We start from the raw sequence: 26,962 nt of genomic DNA, 5'->3' as shown, positions 1-26,962 counted from the left end.
ACCTAGTTGATCAGCCCGTGGCGCGAGCGGTCGTCCCGTTGTCCTGCTGGGCAACAACAGGTACGTCCGGCTTGACCGCGGGTATCAACGAGGCGACGGCTAGCCCGAAGAGGGCCGCCGCGAGCAGGGCGGGCCCGTTCAGCCCGAAGGCCCCGGCCACGACTCCGCCGAGCAGCGCGCCGAGCGGGGCTCCCGACGTCGAGGACGTGCGGAACGCGGAGGAGATGCGGCCGACCATGGCGGCGGGGCTGCGCTGTTGCATCAGGGTGACCTGGTTGACGTTCCACACCATGTTCATCGCGCCGAGCAGCAGCATGCCCACGGCCAGGGCGCCCAGGTGGCGGACGGTGCCGATGAGCAGCAGCGACGCCGTCTGGACGCTCCCGGCCAGCAGCAGCGCCCGGACCCGGCCGGTGCGGCGTGCGATCCGCTGGGCGACGAAGCCGCCGCAGAAGCTGCCGGCCGAGTACGCCGTCATCGCCGCCGCGTATCCGGCGTTGCCCGCGTCCAGCCAGCGCGTGACGTGCAGGACGAGCGTGGCGATCAGGGCGCCCATGCCGATGTTGCACAGCAGGGTGGCCACGCAGACCGCGCGCAGGGCCCGGTCGCCCCACAGCGCGCGCAGACCCTCCCCTATCTCCGTCCTGAGGGTGCTGCCGGCCGGGCGCGGCTCCCGCTCGGGCGGCGCGGTGCGCAGCGAGGCCACCAGGGCGGCGGCCAGGAGATAGGTGCTCGCATCGGCGGCGAACGGCATGAAGGCCCCGGCCGTGAGCAGCAGCGGCACGAGCGGGCCTGCCAGCAGACCGCCCGCGAGCTGCTGGCCGGTCATCAGCCGGGCGTTGGCGCTGCCCAGTGCCTCACGGGCCACCAGGGAAGGCAGGAGGGCCGTGGACGCGTTGTCGAAGAGGGTCTGGAGCGTGGTCAGACAGAAGGCGAGGGCGAGCACCAGTGGGATCGAGGCGTGACCGAGTCCGACGGCGAGCGCGAAGGAGGCGACGAGCAGCCCCCGTAACGAGTCCACCGCCCACATCGCGCGCCGCTGGTCGACCCGGTCCGCGACGGCCCCGCCGAGCAGTCCGAAGAGCAGCCAGGGGAGGTATCCGCAGGCGGTGACGGAGGCGATGACGAGCGGGTCGTCGGTGAGCCGCACGGCGAGCAGGGGCAGCGCGGCCGTACGCAGCGCGTCCCCGAACCGGGAGATCACGGCGGCGCTCCACAGCCGCCCGAATCCCCCGCGCCACGCGGGCACATGACTGCCCGTCACCTCGACCGTCGTCACTGCTCCCCCTCATGATTCACCGATGCACGAACCGTAGAGGGTGCCACTGACAATCGGTCCGGAGGCGGGGGCGGCCACCGGCTGGCGAAACAGCTCCGGCCAGACACCTTGTGGGCGTCCGGCCGGTTCAACTCCTAGATTTCTCCCCGCAGTTTGGCGAGCGCCTCGGCGAGGATCGCCTCGCCGTCCGCGTCGCTGCGCCGCTCCCGTACATACGCGAGGTGCGTCTTGTAGGGCTCGGTGCGCGGCGGGTCCGGCGGGTTGTCCCGGTCCTGTCCGGCGGGAAAGCCGCAGCGGGGGCAGTCCCAGGTGTCGGGGACCTGCGCGTCGCTGGCGAAGCTGGGCTGCGTCTCGTGCCCGTTGGAGCACCAGAAGGAGATGCGCAGCCGGGGCGCGGACTCGCCACGCTCGGCCTCGCCCATCGGCCCCGCCCCGACCCGGCTTCCACGGATCGCGTTGCCACTTGCCACGGTCGTAACTCCCTGCGTGATGGTGCCGCGAAGCGAGTCGGCGTTTCGCTCCGTTGCGAGCGCCTCAGTCTACGTAAGGCCCAACGCGCGTCCAGTGGTTGGAGTTACAGCCCCTACACCTAGACGCAAGCCCCATGATAGGCCGCGCTCAGCTGCGCGTACCGAACATGGGGCCTTACGTACGGAATGTGCGAAGGAACGTGCGGTCAGCTCGTCTTCATCAGCAGGCCGAGCACGACGATGCAGGCGAACCAGAGCAGACCGAGCACCACGGTGATGCGGTCGAGGTTGCGCTCGGCGACCGAAGAACCACCGACGGACGACGCCATGCCGCCACCGAACATGTCGGAGAGACCGCCGCCCTTCCCCTTGTGCATCAGCACCAGCAGCATCAGCAGCAGGCTGAAGACGATCAGGGCGATCGAGAACCCCAAAACCACGGCTGGACCAACTTCCTCGGATTCGGACGGACGACGGGGACACGGCCGTGGAGCCATGTCCCCGCAAGGGTACGACGGATCGTCGCTAAGGCCTACTCACGGTCTCACTGGTCGCGGAAGCGCACGATCTTGACGAACTCGTCGGCGTCCAGCGAGGCGCCGCCGACCAGGGCGCCGTCGACGTCGGGCTTGGCCATGATCTCGGCGACGTTGCCGGACTTGACGGAGCCGCCGTACTGGATGCGGACCTGGTCGGCCAGCTCCTGGGTGTACAGCTCGGCGAGCTTGCCGCGGATGGCCTGGCAGACCTCCTGGGCGTCGTCGGCGCCGCAGACCTTGCCGGTGCCGATGGCCCAGACGGGCTCGTAGGCGATGACGACGGTCTCGGCCTGCTCGGCCGGGACGTCCTTGAGGCCGCCCTCGACCTGGGAGAGCGTGTGGGCGACATGGCTGCCCGCCTCGCGGATCTCCAGTTCCTCGCCGACGCACAGGATCGGGGTGAGGCCGTGCTTGTAGGCGGCCTTGACCTTGGTGTTGACGACGTCGTCGGTCTCGGCGTGGTACTGGCGGCGCTCGGAGTGGCCGACGGCCACGTAGGTGCACTTCAGCTTGGCCAGCATCGCTCCGGAGATCTCGCCGGTGTAGGCGCCGGAGTCGTGGGCCGAGATGTCCTGGGCACCGTACTTGATCTTGAGCTTGTCGCCGTCGACCAAGGTCTGCACGGAGCGCAGGTCGGTGAAGGGCGGCAGGACGGCGACCTCGACGGCCTCGTAGTCCTTGTCCGCGAGGGCGAAGGCGAGCTTCTGGACGTGGGCGATGGCCTCAAGGTGGTTGAGGTTCATCTTCCAGTTGCCCGCCATCAGCGGCGTGCGCGTGCTCATAAGGGGTCAGTCCTCCAGTGCGGCGAGACCGGGGAGCGTCTTGCCCTCTAGGTATTCGAGGGAGGCGCCGCCGCCGGTCGAGATGTGTCCGAATGCCGTCTCGTCGAAGCCCAGGATGCGGACGGCGGCGGCGGAGTCGCCACCGCCTACGACGGTGAAGGCCTGGGAGTCGACGAGGGCCTGGGCGACCGCCTTGGTGCCCTCGGCGTAGTCGGGGTGCTCGAAGACGCCCATCGGGCCGTTCCAGAAGATGGTGGCCGCGTCGGCGAGCTTCGAGGCGTACAGGGCAGCGGTCTCGGGACCGATGTCGAGACCCATGTGGTCGGCCGGGATGGCGTCCGCGGCGACGGTGACGGGGTGGGACGGGGCCTTCGTCTTCAGGTCCGGGAAGGCGGTCGCGGCCACGACGTCGACCGGTACGACCAGCTCGACGCCGTTCTTCTCGGCGCGCTCGACGTACTCGGTGACGGCGGGCAGCTGGTCGTCCTGGACCAGGGAGGCGCCGATCTCGTAGCCCTTGGCCTTGAGGAAGGTGAAGGCCATGCCGCCGCCGATGAGCAGCCGGTCGGCCTTGCCGAGGAGCTGGTCGATGACGGCGAGCTTGTCGGAGACCTTGGAGCCGCCGAGGGCGACGACGTAGGGCCGCTTGACGTCCTCGGTGAGCTTCTTCAGGACGCCGACCTCGGTGGCGATGAGGTAGCCCGCGTAGTGCGGCAGGCGGGCCGGGAGGTCGTACACGGAGGCGTGCTTGCGGTGCACGGCGCCGAAACCGTCGCCCACGTAGATGTCGGCCAGGGCGGCGAGCTGGTCGGCGAACTCGCCGCGCTCGGTGTCGTCCTTGGAGGTCTCTCCGGCGTTGAAGCGCAGGTTCTCGATGACCGCGACCTGGCCGGGCTCCAGGCCGCGCACCGCGTCGTGGGCGGCGGGGCCGACGGTGTCCTGGGCGAACGCGACGGGCGCGCCGAGGAGTTCGGCGAGCCGTTCGGCGGGCTGGAGCAGGGAGAAGGCCGGGTCCGGGGCGCCCTTGGGGCGGCCCAGGTGCGAGGCCACGATCACCTTGGCGCCCGCCTCGACGAGGGCCTTGACGGTGGGCAGTACGGCACGGATGCGGCCGTCGTCGGTGATGAGGCCGTCGGCCAGCGGGACGTTCAGGTCGGCGCGGACGAAGACCCGCTTGCCGTCCACGCCTTCGGCGAGAAGTTCGTCGATCGTCTTCATGAAAAGGGCTCCTTGGGAAGACTCTTCAGGCTCTTCGGATCCGAGAGGGCTGATCGATCACTACGTAGTAGCCGATCGATCACCACGCAGTACAGGGCTCGGACAGCGCGGCGTGCGCTGCCCGAGCCCTGGCTCACATCGAGTTGCCTGCTCTGGGAACTAGAGCTGGCCGCCGACGAAGACCGTGAGGTCGACGAGGCGGTTGGAGTAGCCCCACTCGTTGTCGTACCAGCCGAGGATCTTCACCGTGGTGCCCTCCTGGACCATGGTCAGGGAGGAGTCGAAGGTGCAGGACGCCGGGTCGCTGACGATGTCCGAGGAGACGATCGGGTCCTCGGTGTACGCCAGGTAGCCCTTGAGGTCGCCGTCCTCGGAGGCCTTCTTGAACGCGGCGTTGACCTCGTCCTTGGTGACCTCGCGGGCCAGCGTGACGACGAGGTCGGTGGCGGAGCCGGTCGGGACCGGGACGCGCATCGCGATGCCGTCGAGCTTGCCCTTGAGCTGCGGGAGGACCAGGGCGGTGGCCTTGGCGGCACCGGTGGTGGTCGGGATGATGTTCTCGGCGGCGGCACGCGCGCGACGCAGGTCCGAGTGCGGGAAGTCCAGGATGCGCTGGTCGTTGGTGTACGCGTGGACCGTCGTCATCAGGCCCTTGACGATGCCGAAGTTCTCGTCGAGGACCTTGGCCATCGGCGCCACACAGTTGGTGGTGCAGGAGGCGTTCGAGATGACGTGGTGCTGGGCCGCGTCGTACTTGTCCTGGTTGACGCCCATCACGATGGTGATGTCCTCGTCCTTGGCCGGAGCCGAGATGAGGACCTTCTTGGCGCCGCCGGCGATGTGCTTCTCGGCGTCGGCCTTCTTCGTGAAGATACCGGTCGACTCGATGACGATGTCGACGCCCAGCTCGCCCCACGGGATGTCCGCGGGGTTGCGCTCGGACAGCACCTTGATGGTGTGTCCGTCGACGGTGATCGTGTCGGCGGTGTGCGACACCTCGGCCTTGAGGCGGCCCAGGATGGTGTCGTACTTCAGAAGGTGAGCGGTGGTCGCGGTGTCACCCAGGTCGTTGACAGCCACGATCTCGATGTCAGCACCCTGCTCCAGCAGCGCGCGGAAGTAGTTACGACCGATGCGGCCAAAGCCGTTGATGCCTACGCGGATCGTCACGAACCGATCTCCTCGTTGGTACGCCGGCTCAGTGCCGGCGAGTTGTATGGGATGTCCCCGACCGCCTACGACCCTACCTCCCTGAGCCCTCCGTGGTGACATCGAGATGCCCCATACACCGCAGGGCGGTCCGTACCCGCCAGTAGGGGTACGGACCGCCCTGGATGTTCATGACATCGTCATACCGAGTCAGCTCTTCAGAGCCGCCAGTGCCTTCTTGAGCAAGGTGGCACGGTCGGCCGCCGAGGTGACCTGCTCCAGACCGAAGCCCAGCAGTACGGTCCGGTCGGTGGTGACCGCGCCGTACGTCTGGAAGAGGGCTCCGGTGCGGGTCCAGTCGTTCAGGACCGCGGGGCTGCCGGCGGGCGGGCCGGACACGGTCCAGGCGCCGAGGGAGGTCTCGAAGCCCTCGGTCTGCGTCGCCGTGCCGCCGACGACGAGCGCGGTGTCGTCGGCGAGGACGCCGTGGCCGCCGGTGCCCGGGTCGGTGATGTAGCTGAGCGAGACCTCCACGGACTTGCCCGCGTAGGCGCTCAGGTCGAAGCCGACCTGCTGCCAGCCGTTGGAGGCGCCGGTGAAGCTGTTCCACGAGCCGGTGGTGCCGGTCGCGGTGCAGCCGCTGCTCGCGACCGTGAGGTAGTGCTTGAGCCAGGGATGCTCGGCGACCAGGAAGCCGGCCTCGCACTCCGTCGGTACGGCGGTGCTGGTGGCGCCGCCGACCTCCGGGAGCGTGGTCCAGTCGTCGGCCCCGGTGGTGTGGATCTCGACCACGGCGTGGTCGTAGCCGGGCTCGGTGTCCCACAGCAGCTCGCTGCGGAGCGTGGGCTTGTCGGCCGCGGTCACCCCGGTGAGGTCGATGGTGCGGGTGAGGCGCTTGTAGGCGTCGTCGGTGTGGACGGCGGCTGCCATGTAGGAGCCCGCGTAGGGCCCGTACGGGTTGAGGGTCCCGGCGAACTTGCCCGCCCCCGCGCTAGCGAACTGCGGGTACTTGGCGGGCGACAGCGAGTCGGAGGTGACGCTGTAGGTGCCCGCCCGGTCCAGCGGGTTGCCGGGCGCGCCGCTGAGCGCTCCGGTGAAGCCGTCGAGCTTGCCGGAGCCGGTGAAGCCGGTGGCCCCGGGGGTGGACGTACGCGAGTAGGCGCCCAGGTAGTACTGGCTGAAGTCGTTCGAGGGGATGCCGTCGGCGAGGGCGACGGAGCCGCCGGCCTGTTCGCCGGCCTCGATCAGCTTGCCGCCCTCGTTGAGGAAGGCGCGCAGCTGGAGCTGGGTGTCGTTGCCCGGTCCGGCCGGGCCCGAGTAGTGGACGACCGTCTTGAAGTGGTCGAGCACGGCGAGCGCGTCGGGCGCGCCCTGGGTGGCGACGTCCCAGACGACGGTCTTACGGCCGTTCGCCTTCAGCGCGTCCACGTAGGCCTGCGTCTGGGTGGCGGCAGCGCCCTCCTCGGCGACCACCAGGGTGTCGGCGGCGGGCCGTTGGGCGACCGTGTAGGTGAAGTGGGCGCTGGAGGTGGGTTTCCCGGCCTTCGTCTTGCCGGTGAACCACACCTCGACCTTGTCGCCCGGGTCACCGTTCTTGACCTTGGCCCGGTACTCGTCGAAGTACAGGTTGTCGTCCCCGCCGTAGGTCTGGCCGCCCTTCCACGCCTTGAGCGCCGTGTCCTGCGTACGGCCGCCGTTGACGCGGTACTTGAGCTCCTTGTCGCGCACGGACTTCCGTACGACGACGGAGACCTCCTGGTCGGTGCCGCGCGCGTACGACGTGGCGAAGGTGGCCGGGGTGAAGTCGGCGGCGCTGAGGCCGACGGACGACTTCGGCCGGTCGGGGTGGACGGCCGTCTCGGCGACGGAGAGCGCGAAGGGGATGTTCTTCGCGAACTCGTCCTGGATCAGCTTCTCGTCGTCGGGGAAGTTGAAGACGGACTGGCAGTCGGCCGCGTTCCAGGCGTCGCTGGGGTCGATGTTCGACGCGGTCTGGCAGGTCGACATCTCGGGGGTGAACATCGACATGCCGTTGACGTTCGACGCGTGGCCGTCCGCCTCGCCGTTGGTCGTGTACAGCTCCGAGGAGACCTGTGAGTGGTAGCCGGGGATCGCCGGGTTGTCGGGCGTACCCGCGAGCGCCTTGTAGAGCACGTCGTCCGGGGTCGGTGTCGCGACCTGCCAGCCGACTCCGTAGAGGAGGAGTTCGGCGGCGGAGTGGTAGTTGATGCCGTAGGTGAAGCCGATCCGCTTCTCGAAGTTGTCGAGCGCCTGCGTCTCGGGCTCGGAGGCGGGGGCCGTGCCGCGGTAGGTCTCGCTCGTCGGGTTCGGGGACGAACCCTCGTCGTCGTAGCCCCACTTGTAGGCGAAGTTGCGGTTGAGGTCGACGCCGTCGCCGGTGGAGATGACACCGTCGCCGTTGACGTCCCGCAGGTTCTTGCGCCACAGGCGGGTGCCGGAGTCCTTGAAGGTGTAGTCGTAGCCGTCCGGGTTGGCGGAGAGCACGAACCACAGTTCCGTGGAGTCGACGATCTTCTTGATGCGCTTGTCGGTCTTGTAGTTGTCCAGGTAGTAGTGCATCAGCCGGCGGGTCATTTCCGGCGTGATCCACTCGCGCGCGTGCTGGTTGGACACGTACAGCACCGAGGGCTTGGAGCCGTCCTTGGTCTTCTTCGCGTTCTTGGTCAGTTTGAGCGCGAGGATGTCCTGGCCGTTGATCGTCTTGCCGATGGACTCGACCTTGGTGAGACCGGGGTTGGCCTGCCCGGTCTTCACGATCTCCTCCTTCAGACCGCCGCTTCCGCTGTACGGCCGGAACACGCCCTGTGCCGCGTCCTCGACGCGGGTCTCGGCCTTCGCCGAGAGGGTGTGCTCGGTGAGGTCGACGCCCTGCTTCTCCAGCTTCTGGGCCTGCTGGTCGGTGAGGTAGACCTCGACGGAGGTCTTGCCGGCGGCCGAGAACTGGTTGTCACCGAGTTCGTGCGCGTCCTGTCCGGCCTTCAGGAGCAGGGGTATCTGCTTCTGGGTGACGTCGGCGTGGAAGACCTTGACCTCGTCGGGGTCGGCCTTCGCGGAACTCCCGCCCTGCGCCTGGGCGATGGGCGCGATGCTCGCCCCGGCCATCAGGAGCGCGCCGACAGCGAGGATCGATCTCGCTCTGTGTCTCATGAACCCCCCTTGCGACTGTTCGCCACAGCAGCGAACATTTGCCAGGCTCATGACACTTCATGATCGAGTCAAGGGGGCGCCTCGGGACGGTCAAACGCCGGGTGGGGATCCAAGAAGGCATCCGTACCGGCGTGTTGAACCGGCGCCGCGCGGTCGGCGGGACCTGGAGGCGGGGGCAGGGGGGCGGGGGGGGAAGGGCGGCGGGGGCAGGGGCACCTATCCGAAAAAGCGTGACACCCCTCTCGGGAGTGTCACGCTTTCTCAACTCCATACGTCCCCGGCCCGCCCTGACCGCTCGTCAGCCGACCATGTTGTCGGCCATCTCCTCGGTGATGCTGGACTCCGTGCCCGGGATGCCGAGGTCCTGGGCCCGCTTGTCGGCCATCGCCAGCAGTCGGCGGATACGGCCGGCCACGGCGTCCTTGGTGAGCGGCGGGTCCGCGAGGGCGCCCAGCTCCTCCAGGGAGGCCTGCTTGTGGTCCATGCGGAGCCGGCCGGCGGCGGCGAGATGCTCGGGAACCTCGTCGGCGAGGATCTCCAGCGCGCGCTGCACCCGGGCGCCGGCGGCGACGGCCGCGCGGGCCGAGCGGCGCAGGTTGGCGTCGTCGAAGTTGGCGAGACGGTTCGCCGTGGCGCGGACCTCGCGGCGCATCCGGCGCTCCTCCCAGGCCAGCACCGACTCGTGCGCGCCGAGCCGGGTGAGCAGCGCGCCGATCGCGTCGCCGTCACGGACGACCACCCGGTCGACCCCGCGCACCTCACGGGCCTTCGCCGCGATCGACAGCCGACGGGCGGCGCCGACCAGCGCGAGCGCGGCCTCCGGACCCGGGCAGGTCACCTCCAGGGAGGAGGACCGGCCCGGCTCGGTCAGCGAGCCGTGGGCCAGGAAGGCGCCGCGCCAGGCCGCCTCGGCGTCACAGGTCGCCCCGGAGACCACCTGTGGCGGCAGGCCCCGGATGGGGCGTCCACGGCCGTCCACGAGCCCTGTCTGCCGGGCCAGCTGATCGCCGCCCGCGACCACCCGGACGACGTAACGGGAGCCGCGGCGGAGGCCCCCGGGCGCCATCACGATCAGTTCGGAGCTGTGGCCGAAGATCTCCAGGATGTCCCGCTTGAGCCGGCGCGCCGCCATCGCGGTGTCCAGCTCCGCCTCGATCACGATGCGCCCGCTCACCAGGTGGAGGCCTCCGGCGAACCGCAGAATGGCGGAGACCTCCGCCTTCCTGCAGCAGGTACGGGTGACGGGGAGCCGGGAGATCTCATCCTTCACCGCTGCCGTCATCGCCATGGGCCGATCCTTCCATGCATCCGAAAAATACGGTCGTACGCGGCGGCCAACAGCTCCGGGTCGTGCCTTGGAGTTCCGTCGGTCCGGGCCACCGGCGCCAGCTCGACCGCGGCGCCGAGCCGCTTGGCGGCTTCGGTGAGCGACGCGCGATCGGGCACGGCGGCCTCGTCGGCCAGCACCACGTCCAGGGCGAGTTTAGGGGCGTGTCGTCCCAAAACCTCCAAATGACGCTGCGGGGAGAAGCCATCGGTTTCTCCGGGCTGCGGAGCGAGGTTCAGGGAGAGTACCCGGCGCGCCTTCGTCTCGGTGAGCGCGTCGAGCAGTTCCGGCACCAGCAGATGCGGGATCACCGAGGAGAACCAGGAGCCGGGACCGAGCACCACCCAGTCCGCGTCGAGCACGGCGGCGACCGCCTCCGGCACGGCGGGCGGGTCGTGCGGCACGAGGTGCACGGACTGCACCTCGCCGGGCGTCAGCGCCACGGTCGCCTGCCCCCGCACGGTGTCGACGTCGTCGGGCCGCGCCGGATCGTGCCCCTTGACCAGGGCCTGCAACTCCAGCGGTACGGCGGACATGGGCAGCACGCGCCCGTGCGCGCCGAGCAGCTTGCCGACCAGGTCGAGGGCCTGCACATGGTCCCCGAGCTGCTCCCACAGGGCGACGATCAGCAGATTGCCGACCGCGTGCTCGTGCAGGTCGCCCTTGGACTGGAAGCGGTGCTGGATGACGCGGGCCCAGGTCTGGCCCCAGTCGTCGTCGCCGCACAGCGCGGCCAGCGCCTTGCGCAGGTCACCCGGGGGCAGCACGCCCAGTTCGTCGCGCAGGCGTCCGCTGGAGCCGCCGTCGTCGGCCACGGTGACGACGGCGGTGAGGTCGCCGGTGATCCGGCGCAGTGCGGTGAGCGAGGCGGACAGGCCCATGCCGCCGCCGAGGGCGACCACCTTGGGCTGGGTGCCCCGCCGGCGCGGCTTGCCGCCGCGCGCCTCCACGGGCCTGGTCGTACGTCCCTCGGGCACCGCTCGGCGCAGCCGGCCGAGCCGTGGGCTGCGTCCCGTCATTCCCGTCCCATGTCCCGGTGCACGACCACCGTCTCGACGCCCTCGGCCACGAGCCGCGCGGCGAGCTTCTCCGCCGTGGCGACCGAGCGGTGCTTGCCGCCGGTGCAGCCGATCGCGATCGTCACGTACCGCTTGCCCTCACGGCGGTAACCGGCCGCGATGAGGCGCAGCAGCTCGGCGTACCGGTCGAGGAACTCCTTGGCGCCGGGCTGGTTGAAGACGTACGCCGAGACCTCCTCGTTGAGGCCGTTGAAGGGGCGCAGCTCCGGGATCCAGTGCGGGTTGGGCAGGAAGCGCATGTCGGCGACGAGGTCGGCGTCGACGGGAAGGCCGTACTTGAAGCCGAAGGACATGACGGTGGCCCGCAGTTCGGGCTCCTCCTCGCCGGCGAACTGGGCGTCCATCTTGGCGCGCAGTTCGTGGACGTTGAGGCTGGAGGTGTCGATGACGAGGTCGGCGTCGCCGCGCAGTTCGCGCAGCAGCTCGCGCTCGGCGTCGATGCCGTCGACGATGCGTCCGTCGCCCTGGAGGGGGTGCGGGCGGCGCACGGATTCGAAGCGGCGCACCAGGGCGTCGTCGGAGGACTCCAGGAAGACGATCCGCCGGGTGACGTTCTTCGACTCCAGGTCGGCGAGGGACTCGCGGAGGTTGTCGAAGAAGCGCCGCCCGCGTACGTCGACGACGACCGCGATCCGTGCCACGTTGCCCTGGGAGCGGGCGCCGAGTTCCACCATGGTGGGGATCAGGGCGGGCGGGAGGTTGTCGACGACGAACCAGCCGAGGTCCTCCAGACACTTGGCGGCCGTGGACCGCCCGGCCCCGGACATGCCGGAGATGATCACCAGTTCGGGGATGGCTGCCTCGGGCACCCCGGCGGCTGTCGTGCTGTCCGTACTCACCTGTGCTCCGTCGTCCTGGACCGCCTGCTGCGAAGCCTGATCGTCGCCGGTTTCCTTGTGCGTCCGATCTCGGTCCGCTGTGGGCTGCTTCTCTTGTTCCGTCATGTCTCCTGCCCCCGTCGCTCGTCCGGGGCGCCCGCGGGTACGGGCTCCCCCGGGGCACCCGCCGTCGTCCCGGGTGTCCCGTCTTCCATGTCATCCATGATCTCTCCAGTCGCCGTGTTCACGGCGGGTGCGGCCGGGGCCGCCTGGGCGAGGGCCACCGCGATGGTCTCGGCGGTCTTGCGACCTATGCCCGGAACCTCGCAGATCTGATCGATTGTCGCGGATCGCAGCTTCTTCACCGAACCGAAGTGCTTGATCAGCGCCTGCTTGCGGGTCTCGCCGAGTCCGGGCACGTCGTCCAGGGGGCTCGCCCGGAACCGCTTGGCGCGCTTGGCGCGCTGGTAGGTGATCGCGAAGCGGTGGGCCTCGTCGCGGACGCGCTGCAGGAGGTAGAGGCCCTCGCTGGTGCGGGGCAGCACCACCGGGTCGTCCTCGCCGGGCAGCCAGACCTCCTCCAGACGCTTGGCGAGACCGCACACGGCGATGTCGTCGATGCCGAGCTCGTCGAGGGCCTTCTGGGCGGCGGCGACCTGCGGCTGGCCGCCGTCGACCACCACCAACTGCGGCGGATAGGCGAACCTCTTGGGACGGCCTTCCTCGTCCTTCAGCTCGTCGCCGTCGGCCCACTCCCCCGTCTTCTCCTTCTCGGCGAGATAGCGCCGGAAGCGGCGGGTGATCACCTCGTGCATGGAGCGGACGTCGTCCTGGCCCTCGAAGCCCTTGATCTGGAAGCGGCGGTACTCGCTCTTGCGGGACAGTCCGTCCTCGAAGACGACCATCGACGCCACGACGTCGTCGCCCTGGAGGTGCGAGATGTCGTAGCACTCGATCCTGAGGGGGGCGCTGTCCAGGTCGAGGGCCTCGGAGATCTCCTCCAGGGCGCGCGAGCGGGTGGTGAGGTCGGAGGCGCGCTTGGTCTTGTGGAGGATCAGGGACTGCTGGGCGTTGCGCGCGACGGTCTCCATGAGGGACTTCTTGTCGCCGCGCTGCGGGATGCGCAGCGAGACGTTCGACCCGCGCCGGTCCGTCAGCCACTGCTGGACCGGCTCCACCGGGTCGGGCAGGGCCGGGACGAGGACCTCCTTGGGGACGGAGTCCCCGGTCTCCTCGCCGTAGAGCTGCTGCAGGGCGTGCTCGACGAGGGCCGCGGTCGTGACGTCCTCGACCTTGTCGGTGACCCAGCCGCGCTGGCCGCGCACGCGTCCGCCGCGGACGTGGAAGATCTGGACGGCCGCCTCCAGCTCGTCCTCGGCGACCGCGATCAGGTCGGCGTCGGTCGCATCGGCGAGGACGACCGCGCTCTTCTCCATGGCCTTGCGCAGGGCCTCGATGTCGTCGCGCAGCCGGGCCGCCCGCTCGTACTCCATCTCCTCGGCCGCCTCCGTCATCCGCTGCTCCAGGCGGCGGATGTACGTGCCGGTGCGGCCGACCATGAAGTCGCTGAACTCCTCGGCCAGTTCGCGGTGTTCCTCCTCGGAGACGCGGCCGACGCAGGGCGCGGAGCACTTGCCGATGTAGCCGAGCAGGCAGGGGCGGCCGGTGCGGGTGGCGTTCTTGAAGACGCCGGCCGAGCAGGTGCGGACGGGGAACACGCGCAGCAGCAGGTCCACGGTGTCGCGGATCGCCCACGCGTGTCCATAGGGCCCGAAGTAGCGGACGCCCTTCTTCTTGTGACCGCGCATCACCTGCACGCGCGGGTACTCCTCGTTCATCGTCACCGCGAGGTACGGGTAGCTCTTGTCGTCGCGGTACTTGACGTTGAACCGGGGGTCGAACTCCTTGATCCAGGAGTACTCCAGCTGAAGTGCCTCGACCTCCGTGGACACGACCGTCCACTCCACCGACGCGGCCGTGGTGACCATCGAGCGCGTGCGCGGGTGGAGTCCGGCCAGGTCCTGGAAGTAGTTCGCCAGGCGCTGGCGCAGGCTCTTCGCCTTTCCGACGTAGATCACCCGGCGGTGCTCGTCGCGGAACTTGTAGACCCCGGGCGAGTCCGGGATCTCTCCCGGCCTGGGGCGGTAGCTGGAGGGATCGGCCATGTTTCACACCCTACTGGCGCGGAGTGACAGCGCGGCGGGGCTGTGGACAACGCCGGGCGCGCCCGGCGGAACTCCGGCCGGAACTCCTACCGCGACTCCAGAAAGGTGAGAACCGCCAGGACCCGGCGGTGGTCGTCGGCGGCCTCCGGAAGGCGGAGTTTGCCCAGGATGCTGCGGACGTGCTTCTCGACGGTGCCCTCGGTGACCCACAGCCTGCGGCCGATGCCGGCGTTGGAGCGGCCCTCCGCCATCAGCGCCAGGACCTCGCGCTCCCGGGTGCTGAGGACGGACAGCGGGTCGTCGCGGTGCTGCGCCGAGAACAGTTCGTGCACCAGGGAGGGGTCGACGACCGAGCCGCCCTTGCGGATGCGGTCGAGGGCCTCGATGAAGTCGTCGACGACCGTGACCCGGCTCTTGAGCAGATAGCCGATCCGGTGCCCGCCGGCCAGCAGCTCCAGGGCCTCCTCGACCTCGACGTACGCCGAGAGGACGAGGATGCCGGTGGCGGGGTGGCGCTCCCGGATCGTACGGGCCGCCTTGAGGCCCTCGGTGGAGTGGTCCGGGGGCATCCTGATGTCGACGATCGCGAGGTCGGGCCGCTCGGTGTCGACCAGTTCCAGGAGCCGTACGGCGTCGCCCGCCTGGCCCGCCACCTCGTAGCCCACGCGTTCGCACAGGCTCGCCAGGCCCTCCCTGAGCAGCACGTCGTCGTCCGCGAGAACGACCCGTCCCCGCGCGGTCTGCTGCGATGCGTCCATCGTCTCGGCTCCCCTTGCCCGACCGGTGCCGTGCGCCAGGCACAGCCTGCCGGACGGGGTCGGGTACGGCCAGCGGGTACGGGAATTGGGGGGTGACCGTGACGACAGGAGGCCGGGTCCGGACGATTCTCGTAGCAGTGCGAACGCGAGCGGACCGGTCGCCCCCGGTGAGGGGTTACGGGCCGCGGGTCGCAAGGGCTGCGGGAGATGCGGCGGACACGGGCGGAGAGACGACTACGGTCGGTCCATGTCCGCCGGTACGAGGACGACACCCGGTTTCCGAAGGACTTCCTGGACCCCCATCGCGTACGCCTCGGGCGGTCACGACTCCCTCCGGGGCAGCGGCAGCGGCAGCCGCACGGTGAGTGTCGTGCCCTCCCCCGGTGGGCTGTCGACGCGCAGTTTGCCGCCGATCGCCTCGACCCGGTCGACGAGTCCGATGAGCCCGGAGCCGTCCCCGGGGTCGGCGCCGCCCACTCCGTCGTCGGCGATCGTCACCTCCAGGACGTCGTCCCCGGCCCGCGCCGTCACCTGCACGAAGCTCGCGCGCGCGTGCTTGGCGGCGTTGGTGAGGGACTCGGAGGTCACGTAGTAGACGGCGACCTCCGTCTGTTCCGGGAGGCGGCCCGGGGGCAGCCTCAGGTCGAGTTCCACGGGGACGGCCGAGCGGCGGGCGAGCGCGCGCAGGGCGGGGCCGAGGCCGCCCTTGGAGAGGATCGCGGGGTGGATGCCGCGCGCGACCTGCAGCAGGTCGGTGAAGGCGTCGTCCAGGCCCTTGGCGATGTGTTCCAGTTGTTCGGCGAGTTCCTCCGGCTGTTCGTCCAGCATCGACTGGGCGATTCTGAGGTCGAGTTGGAGCGAGACGATCCGCTGCTGGACCCCGTCGTGCAGATCGCGTTCGATACGGCGCCTGGAGGCGTCCCCGGCTGCCACCACGCGCGCGCGTGACGCCGTGAGCTGGTCGCGGCTGTCGGCGTTGGCGAGGGCGGTGGCGACGAGTTCGGTGAAGTCGGCGAGCCGGGACTCGATGCCCGGGGGCAGGGGTTCCGCGCCGGCGACGGCCGCGACGACGGCACCCCACAACCGGTCGTCCAGAACGATGGGGACGCCGACCGAACGGCCCACGCGGGCGGGGCGGGCGGTACGCGCCACCTCCGCCGCCGCGGCCGTCTCGGCCTCCACAGCGGGACTGCGGGCGGAACCGACGACAGTGGCCGTTCCGTCGGCGCCGTAGCGCAGGACGGCGGCCGAGCCGCTGCCCAGGACCTTGCCGACCTGGTCGGCGACTTCGGAGAACACCTCGTGCGGCGGCACCCCGCGCGCGACGAGGGTGGCGACCCGGCGCAGCGCGGTCTGCTCTCGGGCGGCGCGGCGGCTCTCGGTGACATCGCGTGCGGCGGCGTAGATCAGGCCCTCGCCGGTGACCGGGCGGGCGGTCCACTGGAGCCAGCGTTCGGTGCCGTCGTCCCGGAGGAAGCGGTTCTCGAACTCGCCCAGTTCGACACCCTTCGCCAGCCGGTCGAGGGCGGCACGCGTGCGTGCCCGGTCCTCCGGGTGCACGAACTCCAGCCACGGTCTGTCCAGCAGCACCTCGGCGGAGTGGCCGAGGGTCCGCTCGAAGGCGGGGTTGACGCGCTTGAAGTAGCCGTCGAGGCCCGCGATGCACAACAGGTCGAGGGAGAGGTGGAAGATGCCCGCCAGTTCCTGCTCGGCCTTGTCGCGGCGCCCGTGGGCGGCGACGAAGGAGGCCACGGTGCCGTTCATGCCGTCCAGCAACCGCGCCCACGCCCCCTCGAAGGCGACGACGTCCGCGCGGTGGCCGAGCCGGTTGTCGTCGATCGCCGCGCTCATGGCGTTGATCTCGGCGGCGAGCCGTCCGCTGGTGACCCGCAGTTCGCGGAACGTGTCGGCGACGGCGCCGAGTTCGTCCCGGCCGGCGTACCGGATGTCGTACGACAGGTCGCCCTCGGAGAGTGCCCGGGCGCCCGCGGCGACCTCGCTGAGCGGGCGGGTGATCGACAGCCGCAGGGCCAGTGCGAGGACGGTGACGGCGGCCAGGACGGCCAGCGACACGCTGAGGTCGCGGGTCTCCCGCGCGCGTGCGGTGTACAGGTCCCCCGTGGCGTCCCGGCCGAGTTCCGCGGCGGCCCGGTGCTGGATGACGCGCAGTGCCGCAATGCGTTGGGTGGAGGCGGTCAGCCAACTGTCGTACGTGGGCCAGGCGTTGCGCTCGGCGTGCGGGTCGGCGAGGGTCTCGCGGGTCCGGCGGACGACGAGGCCCGGGTGCTGGAGGAGGACGACGTACAGCCTGCCCTTGAGGCCGGCGGGCGCGGTCTGGCCGAAGTCGTCCAGGAGCGCCTTCTCCAGGGCGGACCAGCGGTCCGTGGCGATGGGGTGCGGGGCGTCGGGGCCGGCGAACAGGACGGCCAGTTCGGTGCGTTCGCGTTCGGCGGCCTCGATGGCGTTCAGGAGCGCGATGTGGGCGTCGGCGGCCTGGCCCGAGGTGCGGGTCGGGCGGCCGGACTCCAGGGTGGCGGTCAGCTCCAGGAGGTCGCTCTCGATCGTGTCGTACTGGTCGGCGAGTTGGGGCGCGGTGAGGGAGCCGGTCCCGGTCTGCAGCCGCAGGGCGCGCAGTTGACGGCTGCGGGCGTCGAGGCGGCCCGGCACGTCGAGCGGTCCGGTCCAGTCGGCGGTGCCGCGGAGGGCCGCGTGCAGGGCCCCGTCGGTGGCGTGCTGCGCGACGGCGCGTTCCTTCAGGGTCGCCGGTCCGGGACGCAGCCTGACCTTCACGGCGGCGATGCGTTCCCTGGCGAGCGCGTCGGTCAGCGCGGTGGTCCGGAACGACAGCTCGGTCGCCGTACGGAAGCCTCGCAGGGTCTGGGCGTCGTGCCACTGCGAGACGGCGCCGAACGCGGTGAACGCCATCATGCCGGTCACCGGGAGCAGCACCAGGAGCATCAGCTTGCGCCCGACGCGCAGGCGGGCGAGGAAGGGGACGCGGAGGGCGGCGGTGGACCGGGAGCGGCGCATGGCGGGTTCTCAGCAGCGGCCGGTGGGTGGGGAGTGCGGATGGTGGTCGGTCACGTGCTCAGCCTGCCCCGAACCAGCCATGATCGTCAGGGTCTTGGGGAGTACGGGTGCCGCGAAGTCGGGCACGCGCGCGTGGCGCTCGGGGCGGGCACGCGCGCGTGGCGCTCGGGGCGGGCACGCGCGCGTGGGGCCCGTTTTCACGAGGTGTTCGTCGGATACCCGTCGTGCGCCGCGAGGTCCTTGTCGATCTTCTTCGCGGCCTCGTCCAGGGTGGCCTGGACCGGAGCCCGATCGAAGATGATCTTCACGAAGGCCCGGGAGAAGGCGTCGGTGATCGCCGGATAGGCCGGCGTCTGCGGCCGGGGGCGGGCCACGCCGTCCCGGAGCTGCTCGATGAACAGGTGCTCGGGGCCGCCCCGGGCGTACTGCGGCGAGAGTTTGATCGCGCTCTCGGTGGCCGGGATCGCCCCGTTGGCCACGGTCATCCGGTGCACCTGGGCGGGCCGGAGCAGGAAGGACAGGAAGCGCCAGACGGCGTCCCCGTCGGCGTTGCCCGCCGGGAGGCCCCACTGGAAGGAGCCCATGCCGGTGACGGTGCCCTGGCCGAAATCGGGCAGCGGGACGATCGTGACGTCCCCGGGGAAGGCCTTGTTGAATTCCGGATAGGTCCAGTGGCCGCACCAGGAGATCGCGCTGCGGCCGCCGACGAACGCCTTGTCGTCCTTGACCATGTCGATGAACCCGGCCTTGGCCCAGTTCTGCATGACGGTGAGCGCCTTGACCGAACCGGGGCCGTTCACATAGCCGTCGGCGGTGCGGTGGTTGCCGGGCTCGACGAGGTCGCCGCCCGCCGACCACACGGCGGGCGCGAAGCCGTAGGTGTTCCACTCCTGGCCCGGCTGCGAGTAGACGAGCCGCAGGTCGAGCGGCGCCCGATAGCCCAGGGTGCGCAACTTGCGCAGGACGCCGGTCAGTTCGGTGGCCGTCCAGGCGTCCTTGGGGCCGGTCGGGATGCGTATTCCGGCCTTCTTCATGACGGACTTGCGCACATACAGGCCCATGCCCGAGTCGAAGGTGCCGATGCCCCACAACCTGCCCGCGTAGGTGCCCTGTTGGCGGATTGTCGGCAGCAGGTCGGCGCGGACGCCCGCGGGCACGCAGGAGTCGATCGGCCGGAGCTTGCCCGACCAGGCGTAGCTGTAGAGGTTGGGGCCGTCGAAGTCGAGGAGGTCGGGCAGGTCGCCACTGGCGGCGGCGGAGAGCACCAGGTCGGTGTAGGCGCGGTTCTCCGGGAGGGTGACCGGTTCGACCCGCACCTGCTTCTGCCGCTTGTTGAACTCCTTCACCTGGCTCTGCAGCGTGGTGAGCTCGCCGCTCGGGCCCGCGTGGAACCACACGGTGATGTGCGCGGTGCCGTTGATCTTCCCGTCGCAGGTGGTGTCCTTCGGGGACGCGCTCACCCCCTTGGCGTCGCTCCCGCCGCCGTCGCACGCGGCCAGCAACAGGGCCGCGCACAGCACCCACGGAGTCAGGGTGCCCCGTACCCGGCGGCTCCGGCGGACCGCGGGCCACGCGCGCGTGGCGCTCGTACCGCTCACCGCACACCCCCCACTCGACCGGCCGACTCGGCCTCCCCAGGGTGGCGACATGCTACCGCCCGTCGTAGCGCCATCGCCCTGTGTGCACGAGAACCTCCGTTCCCGGCACGGGACTTCAGCACTTTCCGGCTAGCCGGAAGGCGCGAGAGACCGCTCGTTGGCAAGCTGTGGACATGTCGCTGCGCTGTCTCCTCGTCGATGACAGCGCCCGGTTCCTGGAGGCGGCTCGCGCCCTGCTGGAACGCGGCGGAGTCGAGGTCGTCGGTACTGCCTCGACGGGCGCGGACGCCGTCTCCCGGGCTCGGGAGACGGCTCCTGACGTCGTCCTGGTCGATCTCGACCTCGACGGCGAGAACGGCTTCGACGTCGCGCGCCGCCTGGTGTGCGACGTACCGGCGGTGATCCTCATCTCGACCCACTCCCGGGAGGACTTCCAGGAACTGATCGCCGCCAGCCCCGCGCGCGGATTCCTGCACAAGTCGTCCCTGTCCGCGCGGGCGATCAGGGACGTGCTGGGCGACGACGAGCGGCCCGCGCCGCCGTGAGACCACCCGCCGCGACTAGGCCAGATCACATATGCCTGATGGGCGACAGGTGTTGTCGGGACTTGGTCAACACGCTTCAATGCGGGGGAACTCGGGGCGTGAACTACGGCGTACGGATGTGAAGACCCTTCTCCGGAGCCGACGGGGGCCCCGAAGCAACCCGCGTGAACGGTCTGACCAGCCGTTGTGAACATTCACAGAAAGGGCCCCTGCATGCCGCACGCCACACAGCAGGCGGACGCCGCCACCGCGGAACTCGACTCGGCCCTGCGCGGCGGCCCCTTCCATGTCGCGCTGCGCGCCGCCATCGCCGCCCGCGGACTGCCGCTGCAGCGCGTCCAGCACCACCTGACGCGCTATGGGGTCAAGGTCGGCGTCACCAGCCTGAGCTACTGGCAGCAGGGCGCCCGCCGCCCGCAGCGCCCCGAGTCGCTGCGCGCCGTACGAGCCCTGGAGGAGATCCTCCAGCTCCCGGAGGAGTCGCTGATCCGGCTGCTCGCCGAGGCCGAGGAACGCTCGGTGGCCGCCCGCCCCGCGGCCCGCTCCTACCGCTCCTTCGTCGAGGCCTCGGGCGTCCTGGAGCAGCTGCTGGCCGAGCTGGAGTCCACGCCCGACAGCGGGCTGCACACCTTCGGGCACCACGAGCGGGTACGCGTCGGCCCGCGCCGCGAGCTGGCCAGCCGCGAGTCGCACCACATCGTCCGCGCCCACCGGGACGGCATCGACCGCTTCATCGCGGTCCACTACGGCGACCCGGGCTGCACCCCGGAGCACATGACGGTGCACGCCCTGGAGAACTGCCGCACGGGCCGCGTCCGCCGCCACCACGACACCGGAATGCTGGTCGCCGAGCTCCTCTTCGGCACCCGGTTGCGCTCGGGAGATACGTTCCTCTTCCGCTACGGCGTCGAGGACGGCACGGCCGGCGTCTCCCGCGAGTACGTCCGTGACTTCGGTTCCGCGGGCGGCCAGTACGCGCTTCAGGTGAGCTTCGACGAGAACTCGCTGCCGGCGCGCTGCCACCGCTTCACCCAGCACTCGGCGGCGGCCCCGCGCAGCGGCCGTCAGGAGCTGCGGCTGACCGGACACCACTCGGTGCACCTCGTGGAGCCGCGGATGCGGTCGGGGATCGTGGGCATCGGCTGGGACTGGGAGTGAGCCGCCGCAGCCCCGGCGCTCCAGGGGTCAGGCGCCCGGTCCCGCCACGATCCTGCCGTTCTCGGCCGTCACCTTCAGCTCCGTCAGCGGCTCGGTCGCCGGGAACCGGAGCACCTTGCCCGTGGTGGCGTCGAACTGGCTGCCGTGGCACGGGCAGACGAGAGTCGTGCCGTCCAGCTTGTTGATGGGGCACTGCGCGTGCGTGCAGATCGTGCTGTACGCCTTGAGGGTGCCGTTCGCGGCGCGGCTCACGACCACGTTCCGATCGCGGTACAGCTTCGCGCTCCCGTTGGCGACCTCGCTCTCCGCGCCGAGGTCCACGGGCGCGGTCGGCGTCGCGGGAGCCCCTGAGCCGCCGCCCGAGCAGGCGGCGAGCCCGAGCCCGGCGACGGGTGTGAGGGCCGCTCCGCGCAGGACGGTACGACGGCTCGGGACGGGGCGGCCGGGCATGCGGGTCTCCAGCTGTTCGGGCTGTTCAGGGAGCGGTGCGCGACCTTTCGGAGGTCGCCGCACGCCGACGATACCGGTGGAGTTCCGCCCGCTTTGAGGCGGGTTCACCCGATGGGCGTTCACGGTACGTAAACGTTTGCGCAAGCGTTTACGTCGGGCACCGGATGAGATAGGTTCCCGGCCTGAAGACCTGCCGTGCTTGAGACAGGGGGACTCACGGTGGCCACCATGGTGGATGTCGCACGCAGCGCCGGTGTGTCCGTCGCGACCGTCTCGCACGTCCTGAACGACACCCGCCCGGTGCTGCCCGGCACCCGGCAGGCCGTGCTGAGCGCGATCGAGGAGCTGGGCTACATCCCCAACACCCTCGCCCGCTCCCTGGTGACGTCCCGCACCCGCTCCATCGGCCTCGCGGTGTCGGCGATCAGCAACCCGTACTTCACGGAGATCCTCCAGGGCGTCGAGGCCGGCGCCCTGGAGCACGGTTACAGCCTGCTCATCGCCGACCCGCACGACGACCCGGAGCACGAGCTCAAGGTCGGCCGACTCCTGCACGAGCGCCGGGTGGACGGCATGATCGTCGCGCCGTCGGCGGACCCCGACGCACTCGTCGCGTACCTCGGGCGGCACTCCGTACCGACGGTGTTCCTGGACCGGGTGGTCGAGGTGCCCTCGGACACCGCGTCCCCATCGGACGACGCGTCCCCCTCCGACCAGGCATCCCCCTCCCACCAGGCGGGTCCCTTCGACCAGGTGTGCGCCGAGAACATCGAACCGACGGCGCGGCTGGTCACCCATCTCGCCGGACTCGGCCACCGCAGGATCGGCCTCGTCGCGGGCCTGCCCGGGCTCAGCACCACCGGCGAGCGGATCGCCGGATACCGGCACGGCCTCGCCGCCGCCGGACTCCCTTACGACGAGCGGCTGTTGGCGCACGGTGACTCCGAGTCGGCCGCCGCCGAGCGGGCCACCGCGGCCCTGCTCTCCCTCGCCGCGCCGCCCACGGCCCTGGTCACCGCCAACAACGCGATGACCATCGGCGCCCTGCGCGCCCTGCGCGAGCGCGGTCTGTCCGTCCCCGGCGACCTCGCGCTGTGCTGCTTCGACGACTTCGCCTGGGCCGACCTGTTCGAGCCCCGGCTCACCGCGATCGCCCAGCCCAGCAAGGAGATCGGCGCCGAGGCCGTACGGCTGCTGCTGGACCGACTCGCCGCGCCGGACCGGCCCGCCCGTGTGCTGCGGCTCCCCTGCGCGTTCGTACACCGCACGTCGTGCGGCTGCCCCGACCAGCCCGAGAAGTCCACGAAGGGAAATGTCTCGTGATCGTCGTCGCCGGTGAGGCCCTGATCGATCTGGTACCGCAGGGCCCGGGTGCCCTCGCGGTCCTCAAACCGGCGCTCGGCGGCGGCCCCTACAACACCGCCGTCGCGCTCGGCCGTCTGGGCTCCGCCACCGCCTTCTGCTCACGCGTCTCCCAGGACGCCTTCGGCGAGGCCCTGCTCGCCGGGCTGCGCCAGGCCGACGTGGACGTCCTGGACGTACAGCGCGGCCCGGAGCCGACCACGCTCGCGGCAGCCACGCTCGACGCGAACGGCTCGGCCACCTACTCCTTCTACGTCGACGGCACCGCCGACCGGCTGTTCGCGATGCCCTACGCGCTGCCGGCCGAGACCGAGGCGGTGTCCTTCGGCACCTGTTCGCTCGTCCTGGAGCCGGGCGCGAGCGCCTACGAGGAGTTGCTGCGGACCGCTGCCGCACGGGGCGTGTTCACCGCGCTCGACCCGAACATCCGGGCCGGTCTGATCCCCGACGCGGACGCCTACCGGGCGCGTTTCAAGAGCTGGCTGCCGCATGTGTCGCTGCTGAAGCTCTCCGAGGAGGACGCCCTGTGGCTCGGGGGCAACCCCGTCGAGTGGCTGGACGCCGGTCCCTCGGCCGTCGTGATCACCCAGGGCGGCGACGGTCTCACCGCGTTCACCCGGGACGGCAAGGTGTATCCGGTGCCGGGCGAGAAGGTCGACGTCGTGGACACGATCGGGGCCGGCGACACCGTCAACGCGGCGCTGCTGCACGGCCTGTCCGCCCGCGACGCGCTGTCCCCGGAGGGGCTGGCGGGCCTCGGCCGCGACGGCTGGACCCGGTTGCTGCGGTACGCGGCGCGGGCGGCGGCGATCACCTGTTCCCGGGCGGGGGCGGAGCCGCCGTACGCCTCCGAACTGGGCGATCTGTAGCGGGTGTTGAGCGAGTGCGGCGCCCCACGGGAGTTCCCGTGGGGCGCCGCGTCCTTGTGTCTGCTCCGCGATGGTCAGGCCTTGCGGGCCCGCGTCGTCTTCTTCGCGGGCGCGGCCTTCTTGGCAGGCGCGGCGGTCTTCTTCGCGACCGCCGCGGTCTTCTTGGCGGCGACCTTGCGCGGGGCCTTCACGGGGGCTCCGTCGCTGATCCGGTCGGCGTCGAGGATCTCGCGCAGGAACTTGCCGGTGTGGCTGGCCCCCACGGCTGCGACCTGCTCCGGGGTGCCCTCGGCGATGACGAGTCCGCCGCCCGCGCCGCCTTCGGGGCCCATGTCGACGACCCAGTCGGCCACCTTGATCACGTCGAGGTTGTGCTCGATGACGATGACCGTGTTGCCCTTGTCGACCAGGCCGCCGAGCACGGTGAGGAGCTTGCTGATGTCCTCGAAGTGCAGGCCGGTGGTGGGCTCGTCCAGGACGTAGACCGTACGGCCGGTGGAGCGGCGCTGGAGCTCGCTGGCGAGCTTGACGCGCTGGGCCTCACCGCCGGACAGAGTGGTCGCCGACTGGCCGAGCCGGACGTAGCCGAGGCCGACGTCCTTGAGGGTGTTGAGGTGGCGGGCGATACCGGGGACCGCCTCGAAGAACTCCGTGGCCTCCTCGATCGGCATGTTCAGGACGTCGGCGATGGACTTGCCCTTGTAGTGGACGTCCAGGGTCTCCCGGTTGTAGCGGGCGCCGTGGCAGACCTCGCACGGGACGTAGACGTCCGGCAGGAAGTTCATCTCGATCTTGATGGTGCCGTCGCCCGCGCAGTTCTCGCAGCGGCCGCCCTTGACGTTGAAGGAGAAGCGGCCGGGCAGATAGCCCCGCACCTTCGCCTCGGTCGTCTCCGCGAACAGCTTGCGGACGTGGTCGAAGACTCCGGTGTACGTCGCCGGGTTGGACCGGGGGGTGCGGCCGATGGGCGACTGGTCGACGTGCACGACCTTGTCGACGAGGTCGTCGCCGTCCACGCGCGTGTGCCGTCCCGGTACGTTCCTCGCGCCGTTCAGCTCGCGGGCCAGGTGCGTGTACAGGATGTCGTTGACCAGGGTCGACTTGCCGGAGCCGGAGACGCCGGTGACCGCGGTGAACACACCCAGGGGGAACGAGACGTCGATGTCCTGGAGGTTGTTCTCCCGGGCGCCGTGGACCGTGAGCCGGCGGGAGGGGTCGAGCGGGCGGCGGATCTCGGGCAGCGGGATGGCCTTCTTGCCGGACAGGTACTGCCCGGTCATCGACTCGTCGTTGGCGAGCAGCTCCTTCAGGGAGCCGCTGTGCACGACCTTGCCGCCGTGCTCGCCCGCGCCGGGGCCGATGTCGACGATCCAGTCGGCGACCTTGATGGTGTCCTCGTCGTGCTCGACGACGATGAGCGTGTTGCCCATGTCGCGCAGCCGGACCAGGGTCTCGATCAGCCGGTGGTTGTCGCGCTGGTGCAGGCCGATGGACGGCTCGTCCAGGACGTACAGGACGCCCACGAGTCCGGAGCCGATCTGGGTGGCCAGACGGATGCGCTGGGCCTCGCCGCCGGAGAGGGTGCCGGCCGCGCGGTTCAGCGAGAGGTAGTCGAGACCGACGTCGACCAGGAAGCGCAGCCTCTCGTTGCACTCCTTCAGCACGCGCTCGGCGATCTTCTTGTCGCGGGCGTCGAGCTTCATCGCGCCCAGGAACTCCGCGCAGTCGCTGATGGACATGCCGGAGATCTCGGCGATCGACTTGTCCATGATCGTGACCGCGAGGACGACGGGCTTCAGGCGCGTGCCGTGACAGGTGGGGCAGGGCACCTCGCGCATATAGCCCTCGAAGCGCTCCCTGCTGGCGTCGCTCTCCGCCTCGCCGTGCCGCCTCTTGACGAAGGGGACCGCGCCTTCGAAGGGCGTCGTGTAGACCCGCTCACGGCCGTACCTGTTGCGGTACCGCACCTCGATCTGGGTCTTGTGGCCGTAGAGCAGGGCCTTCTTCGCGCGCTGCGGTAGGCCCGCGAAGGGGATGTCGGTGCGGAAGCCCAGGGCGTCCGCGAGAGCGCCGACGAGGCGGCCGAAGTAGTCCTTGGTGTGGCCGTGCGACCAGGGGTGGATGGCGCCCTCGTCGAGCGACTTGTCCTCGTCCGGGACGATCAGCTCGGCGTCGACCTCCATGCGCGTGCCGATGCCGGAGCACTCCGGGCAGGCGCCGAAGGGCGAGTTGAAGGAGAAGGAGCGGGGCTCCAGCTCCTCGAAGGACAGGTCGTCGTACGGGCAGTACAGGTGCTCCGAGAACATGCGCTCGCGCTCGGGGTCGTCCTCGGGGAGGTCGACGAAGTCGAGCACGACCATGCCGCCGGAGAGCCCGAGGGCGGTCTCCACGGAGTCGGTGAGGCGGCGCTTGGCGGAGTCCTTCACCGTGAGGCGGTCGATGACCACCTCGATGGTGTGCTTCTCCTGCTTCTTCAGGACGGGCGGCTCGGAGAGCTGGATGGTCTCGCCGTCCACGCGCGCGCGGCTGTAGCCCTTGGTCTGGAGGTCCGCGAACAGGTCGACGAACTCGCCCTTGCGCTCGCGCACCAGCGGCGACAGGACCTGGAAGCGGCTGCCTTCCGGCAGCGCCAGGACCTTGTCGACGACGGCCTGCGGCGACTGTCGCGTGATCGGGCGGCCGCACTCCGGGCAGTGCGGCTTGCCGATGCGCGCGAAGAGCAGGCGCAGGTAGTCGTAGACCTCGGTGATGGTGCCGACCGTCGAGCGCGGGTTGCGCGAGGTCGACTTCTGGTCGATGGAGACGGCCGGGGAGAGACCTTCGATGAAGTCGACGTCCGGCTTGTCCATCTGGCCGAGGAACTGGCGGGCGTACGAGGAGAGCGATTCCACGTAGCGCCGCTGGCCCTCGGCGAAGATCGTGTCGAAGGCCAGGGAGGACTTGCCCGACCCGGACAGGCCCGTGAACACGATGAGCGAGTCGCGTGGCAGGTCGAGCGAGACATTCTTCAGATTGTGCTCGCGCGCGCCACGGACGATGAGACGGTCGGCCACGCCGGTCCGCACCTTTCTTGAGAGAAGTGACAGGGGCGGGGCCCCCGTCGTTCTCAGACTAGGGGGAGCCACTGACAACGCCGGTCGGAATCCCGGCCGAGGCATAACAACCTCCGGCCTTCCAGCATGCCCGACGCCGCACCCG

At 70.5% G+C, this 26,962-nt stretch carries 20 protein-coding genes; 4 read left to right on the top strand and 16 right to left on the bottom strand.

From position 1 onward, the window contains the following. Positions 1 to 10 precede the first annotated feature (10 nt). The 14 genes from ACWDEW_RS09615 to ACWDEW_RS09550 all read right to left on the bottom strand — a co-directional run bounded on the left by ACWDEW_RS09615 (position 11) and on the right by ACWDEW_RS09550 (position 19,380). On the bottom strand, positions 11 to 1,279 hold the full coding sequence (locus tag ACWDEW_RS09615; protein ID WP_450511185.1) for an MFS transporter: 1,269 nt from the start codon (positions 1,277 to 1,279) through the stop codon (positions 11 to 13). Between the two features lie 134 nt (positions 1,280 to 1,413). Further along, complete coding sequence (locus tag ACWDEW_RS09610; protein WP_003957010.1) at positions 1,414 to 1,749, bottom strand: RNA polymerase-binding protein RbpA; 336 nt, start codon at positions 1,747 to 1,749, stop codon at positions 1,414 to 1,416. Between the two features lie 206 nt (positions 1,750 to 1,955). Next, entirely contained in the window at positions 1,956 to 2,189 is a 234-nt protein-coding gene (secG, locus tag ACWDEW_RS09605; RefSeq protein WP_403655307.1) for a preprotein translocase subunit SecG, read from the bottom strand. 104 nt (positions 2,190 to 2,293) lie between these two features. Next, on the bottom strand, positions 2,294 to 3,070 hold the full coding sequence (tpiA, locus tag ACWDEW_RS09600; RefSeq protein ID WP_450511183.1) for a triose-phosphate isomerase: 777 nt from the start codon (positions 3,068 to 3,070) through the stop codon (positions 2,294 to 2,296). Between the two features lie 6 nt (positions 3,071 to 3,076). Beyond that, positions 3,077 to 4,288 (bottom strand): phosphoglycerate kinase, encoded by a 1,212-nt coding sequence (locus ACWDEW_RS09595; protein ID WP_450511182.1) that lies wholly within the window; start codon positions 4,286 to 4,288, stop codon positions 3,077 to 3,079. A gap of 159 nt (positions 4,289 to 4,447) precedes the next feature. Then, positions 4,448 to 5,458 (bottom strand): type I glyceraldehyde-3-phosphate dehydrogenase, encoded by a 1,011-nt coding sequence (gap, locus tag ACWDEW_RS09590; RefSeq protein ID WP_450511180.1) that lies wholly within the window; start codon positions 5,456 to 5,458, stop codon positions 4,448 to 4,450. 189 nt (positions 5,459 to 5,647) lie between these two features. Beyond that, positions 5,648 to 8,605, bottom strand: a complete 2,958-nt coding sequence (locus ACWDEW_RS09585) for a M14 family zinc carboxypeptidase (protein WP_450511178.1) — start codon at positions 8,603 to 8,605, stop codon at positions 5,648 to 5,650. Between the two features lie 298 nt (positions 8,606 to 8,903). Continuing rightward, the gene (whiA, locus tag ACWDEW_RS09580; RefSeq protein ID WP_019067568.1) at positions 8,904 to 9,893 is read right to left on the bottom strand and encodes a DNA-binding protein WhiA; all 990 of its coding nucleotides are present in this window, start codon (positions 9,891 to 9,893) and stop codon (positions 8,904 to 8,906) included. Continuing rightward, positions 9,884 to 10,951 (bottom strand): gluconeogenesis factor YvcK family protein, encoded by a 1,068-nt coding sequence (locus ACWDEW_RS09575; RefSeq protein WP_450511176.1) that lies wholly within the window; start codon positions 10,949 to 10,951, stop codon positions 9,884 to 9,886. The genes whiA and ACWDEW_RS09575 overlap by 10 nt, the downstream gene beginning before the upstream one ends. Beyond that, entirely contained in the window at positions 10,948 to 11,955 is a 1,008-nt protein-coding gene (rapZ, locus tag ACWDEW_RS09570; protein ID WP_450511174.1) for an RNase adapter RapZ, read from the bottom strand. Before rapZ ends, ACWDEW_RS09575 begins: the two co-directional genes overlap by 4 nt. Further along, entirely contained in the window at positions 11,952 to 13,994 is a 2,043-nt protein-coding gene (gene uvrC / locus ACWDEW_RS09565) for an excinuclease ABC subunit UvrC (protein WP_450511172.1), read from the bottom strand. Before uvrC ends, rapZ begins: the two co-directional genes overlap by 4 nt. Before the next feature lie 86 nt (positions 13,995 to 14,080). Beyond that, complete coding sequence (locus ACWDEW_RS09560) at positions 14,081 to 14,752, bottom strand: response regulator transcription factor (protein WP_450511170.1); 672 nt, start codon at positions 14,750 to 14,752, stop codon at positions 14,081 to 14,083. Between the two features lie 321 nt (positions 14,753 to 15,073). Next, positions 15,074 to 17,782, bottom strand: coding sequence for a nitrate- and nitrite sensing domain-containing protein (locus ACWDEW_RS09555; RefSeq protein WP_450511168.1), 2,709 nt, complete (start codon positions 17,780 to 17,782; stop codon positions 15,074 to 15,076). A 197-nt stretch (positions 17,783 to 17,979) separates the two neighbouring features. Continuing rightward, positions 17,980 to 19,380, bottom strand: coding sequence for an extracellular solute-binding protein (locus tag ACWDEW_RS09550; RefSeq protein WP_450511166.1), 1,401 nt, complete (start codon positions 19,378 to 19,380; stop codon positions 17,980 to 17,982). 173 nt (positions 19,381 to 19,553) lie between these two features. Between ACWDEW_RS09550 and ACWDEW_RS09545 the strand changes: the two genes are divergently transcribed. Together ACWDEW_RS09545 and ACWDEW_RS09540 are read left to right on the top strand one after the other, a co-directional pair. Next, complete coding sequence (locus ACWDEW_RS09545; protein WP_450511164.1) at positions 19,554 to 19,925, top strand: response regulator; 372 nt, start codon at positions 19,554 to 19,556, stop codon at positions 19,923 to 19,925. Positions 19,926 to 20,138: 213 nt separating this feature from the next. Beyond that, complete coding sequence (locus ACWDEW_RS09540; RefSeq protein ID WP_450511162.1) at positions 20,139 to 21,083, top strand: hypothetical protein; 945 nt, start codon at positions 20,139 to 20,141, stop codon at positions 21,081 to 21,083. A gap of 27 nt (positions 21,084 to 21,110) precedes the next feature. On the opposite strand, the gene ACWDEW_RS09535 is transcribed toward ACWDEW_RS09540, so the two are convergent. Then, positions 21,111 to 21,533: a Rieske 2Fe-2S domain-containing protein gene (locus ACWDEW_RS09535; RefSeq protein ID WP_450511160.1), complete on the bottom strand. Its 423-nt coding sequence runs from the start codon at positions 21,531 to 21,533 to the stop codon at positions 21,111 to 21,113. A gap of 219 nt (positions 21,534 to 21,752) precedes the next feature. Here ACWDEW_RS09535 and ACWDEW_RS09530 point away from each other — a divergent pair, with 219 nt between their 5' ends. After that, a complete protein-coding gene (locus ACWDEW_RS09530) occupies positions 21,753 to 22,856 on the top strand; it encodes a LacI family DNA-binding transcriptional regulator (protein ID WP_450511394.1) in 1,104 nt (367 codons plus the stop codon). Continuing rightward, a complete protein-coding gene (locus ACWDEW_RS09525) occupies positions 22,853 to 23,764 on the top strand; it encodes a carbohydrate kinase family protein (RefSeq protein WP_450511158.1) in 912 nt (303 codons plus the stop codon). The genes ACWDEW_RS09530 and ACWDEW_RS09525 overlap by 4 nt, the downstream gene beginning before the upstream one ends. A gap of 74 nt (positions 23,765 to 23,838) precedes the next feature. Here the strand turns inward: ACWDEW_RS09525 and uvrA are convergent, their stop codons facing one another. Further along, positions 23,839 to 26,817: an excinuclease ABC subunit UvrA gene (uvrA, locus tag ACWDEW_RS09520; RefSeq protein WP_450511156.1), complete on the bottom strand. Its 2,979-nt coding sequence runs from the start codon at positions 26,815 to 26,817 to the stop codon at positions 23,839 to 23,841. Positions 26,818 to 26,962: the final 145 nt, after the last annotated feature.

The organism is Streptomyces sp. NPDC001100, assembly GCF_053598575.1.
Note: the sequence above shows the minus strand (reverse complement) of the source record. Positions and strands in the feature narration are given on the sequence as shown.

What these genes read in the sequence shown, in the direction of transcription:
- ACWDEW_RS09540 (WP_450511162.1), top strand. Translation starts at nt 20,139, where the DNA reads ATGCCGCACGCCACACAGCAGGCGGACGCCGCCACCGCGGAACTCGAC.
- rapZ (WP_450511174.1), bottom strand. Translation starts at nt 11,955, where the DNA reads ATGACGGAACAAGAGAAGCAGCCCACAGCGGACCGAGATCGGACGCAC.
- ACWDEW_RS09595 (WP_450511182.1), bottom strand. Translation starts at nt 4,288, where the DNA reads ATGAAGACGATCGACGAACTTCTCGCCGAAGGCGTGGACGGCAAGCGG.
- tpiA (WP_450511183.1), bottom strand. Translation starts at nt 3,070, where the DNA reads ATGAGCACGCGCACGCCGCTGATGGCGGGCAACTGGAAGATGAACCTC.
- ACWDEW_RS09585 (WP_450511178.1), bottom strand. Translation starts at nt 8,605, where the DNA reads ATGAGACACAGAGCGAGATCGATCCTCGCTGTCGGCGCGCTCCTGATG.
- ACWDEW_RS09555 (WP_450511168.1), bottom strand. Translation starts at nt 17,782, where the DNA reads ATGCGCCGCTCCCGGTCCACCGCCGCCCTCCGCGTCCCCTTCCTCGCC.
- ACWDEW_RS09545 (WP_450511164.1), top strand. Translation starts at nt 19,554, where the DNA reads ATGTCGCTGCGCTGTCTCCTCGTCGATGACAGCGCCCGGTTCCTGGAG.
- ACWDEW_RS09535 (WP_450511160.1), bottom strand. Translation starts at nt 21,533, where the DNA reads ATGCCCGGCCGCCCCGTCCCGAGCCGTCGTACCGTCCTGCGCGGAGCG.
- uvrC (WP_450511172.1), bottom strand. Translation starts at nt 13,994, where the DNA reads ATGGCCGATCCCTCCAGCTACCGCCCCAGGCCGGGAGAGATCCCGGAC.
- whiA (WP_019067568.1), bottom strand. Translation starts at nt 9,893, where the DNA reads ATGGCGATGACGGCAGCGGTGAAGGATGAGATCTCCCGGCTCCCCGTC.
- ACWDEW_RS09560 (WP_450511170.1), bottom strand. Translation starts at nt 14,752, where the DNA reads ATGGACGCATCGCAGCAGACCGCGCGGGGACGGGTCGTTCTCGCGGAC.
- ACWDEW_RS09575 (WP_450511176.1), bottom strand. Translation starts at nt 10,951, where the DNA reads ATGACGGGACGCAGCCCACGGCTCGGCCGGCTGCGCCGAGCGGTGCCC.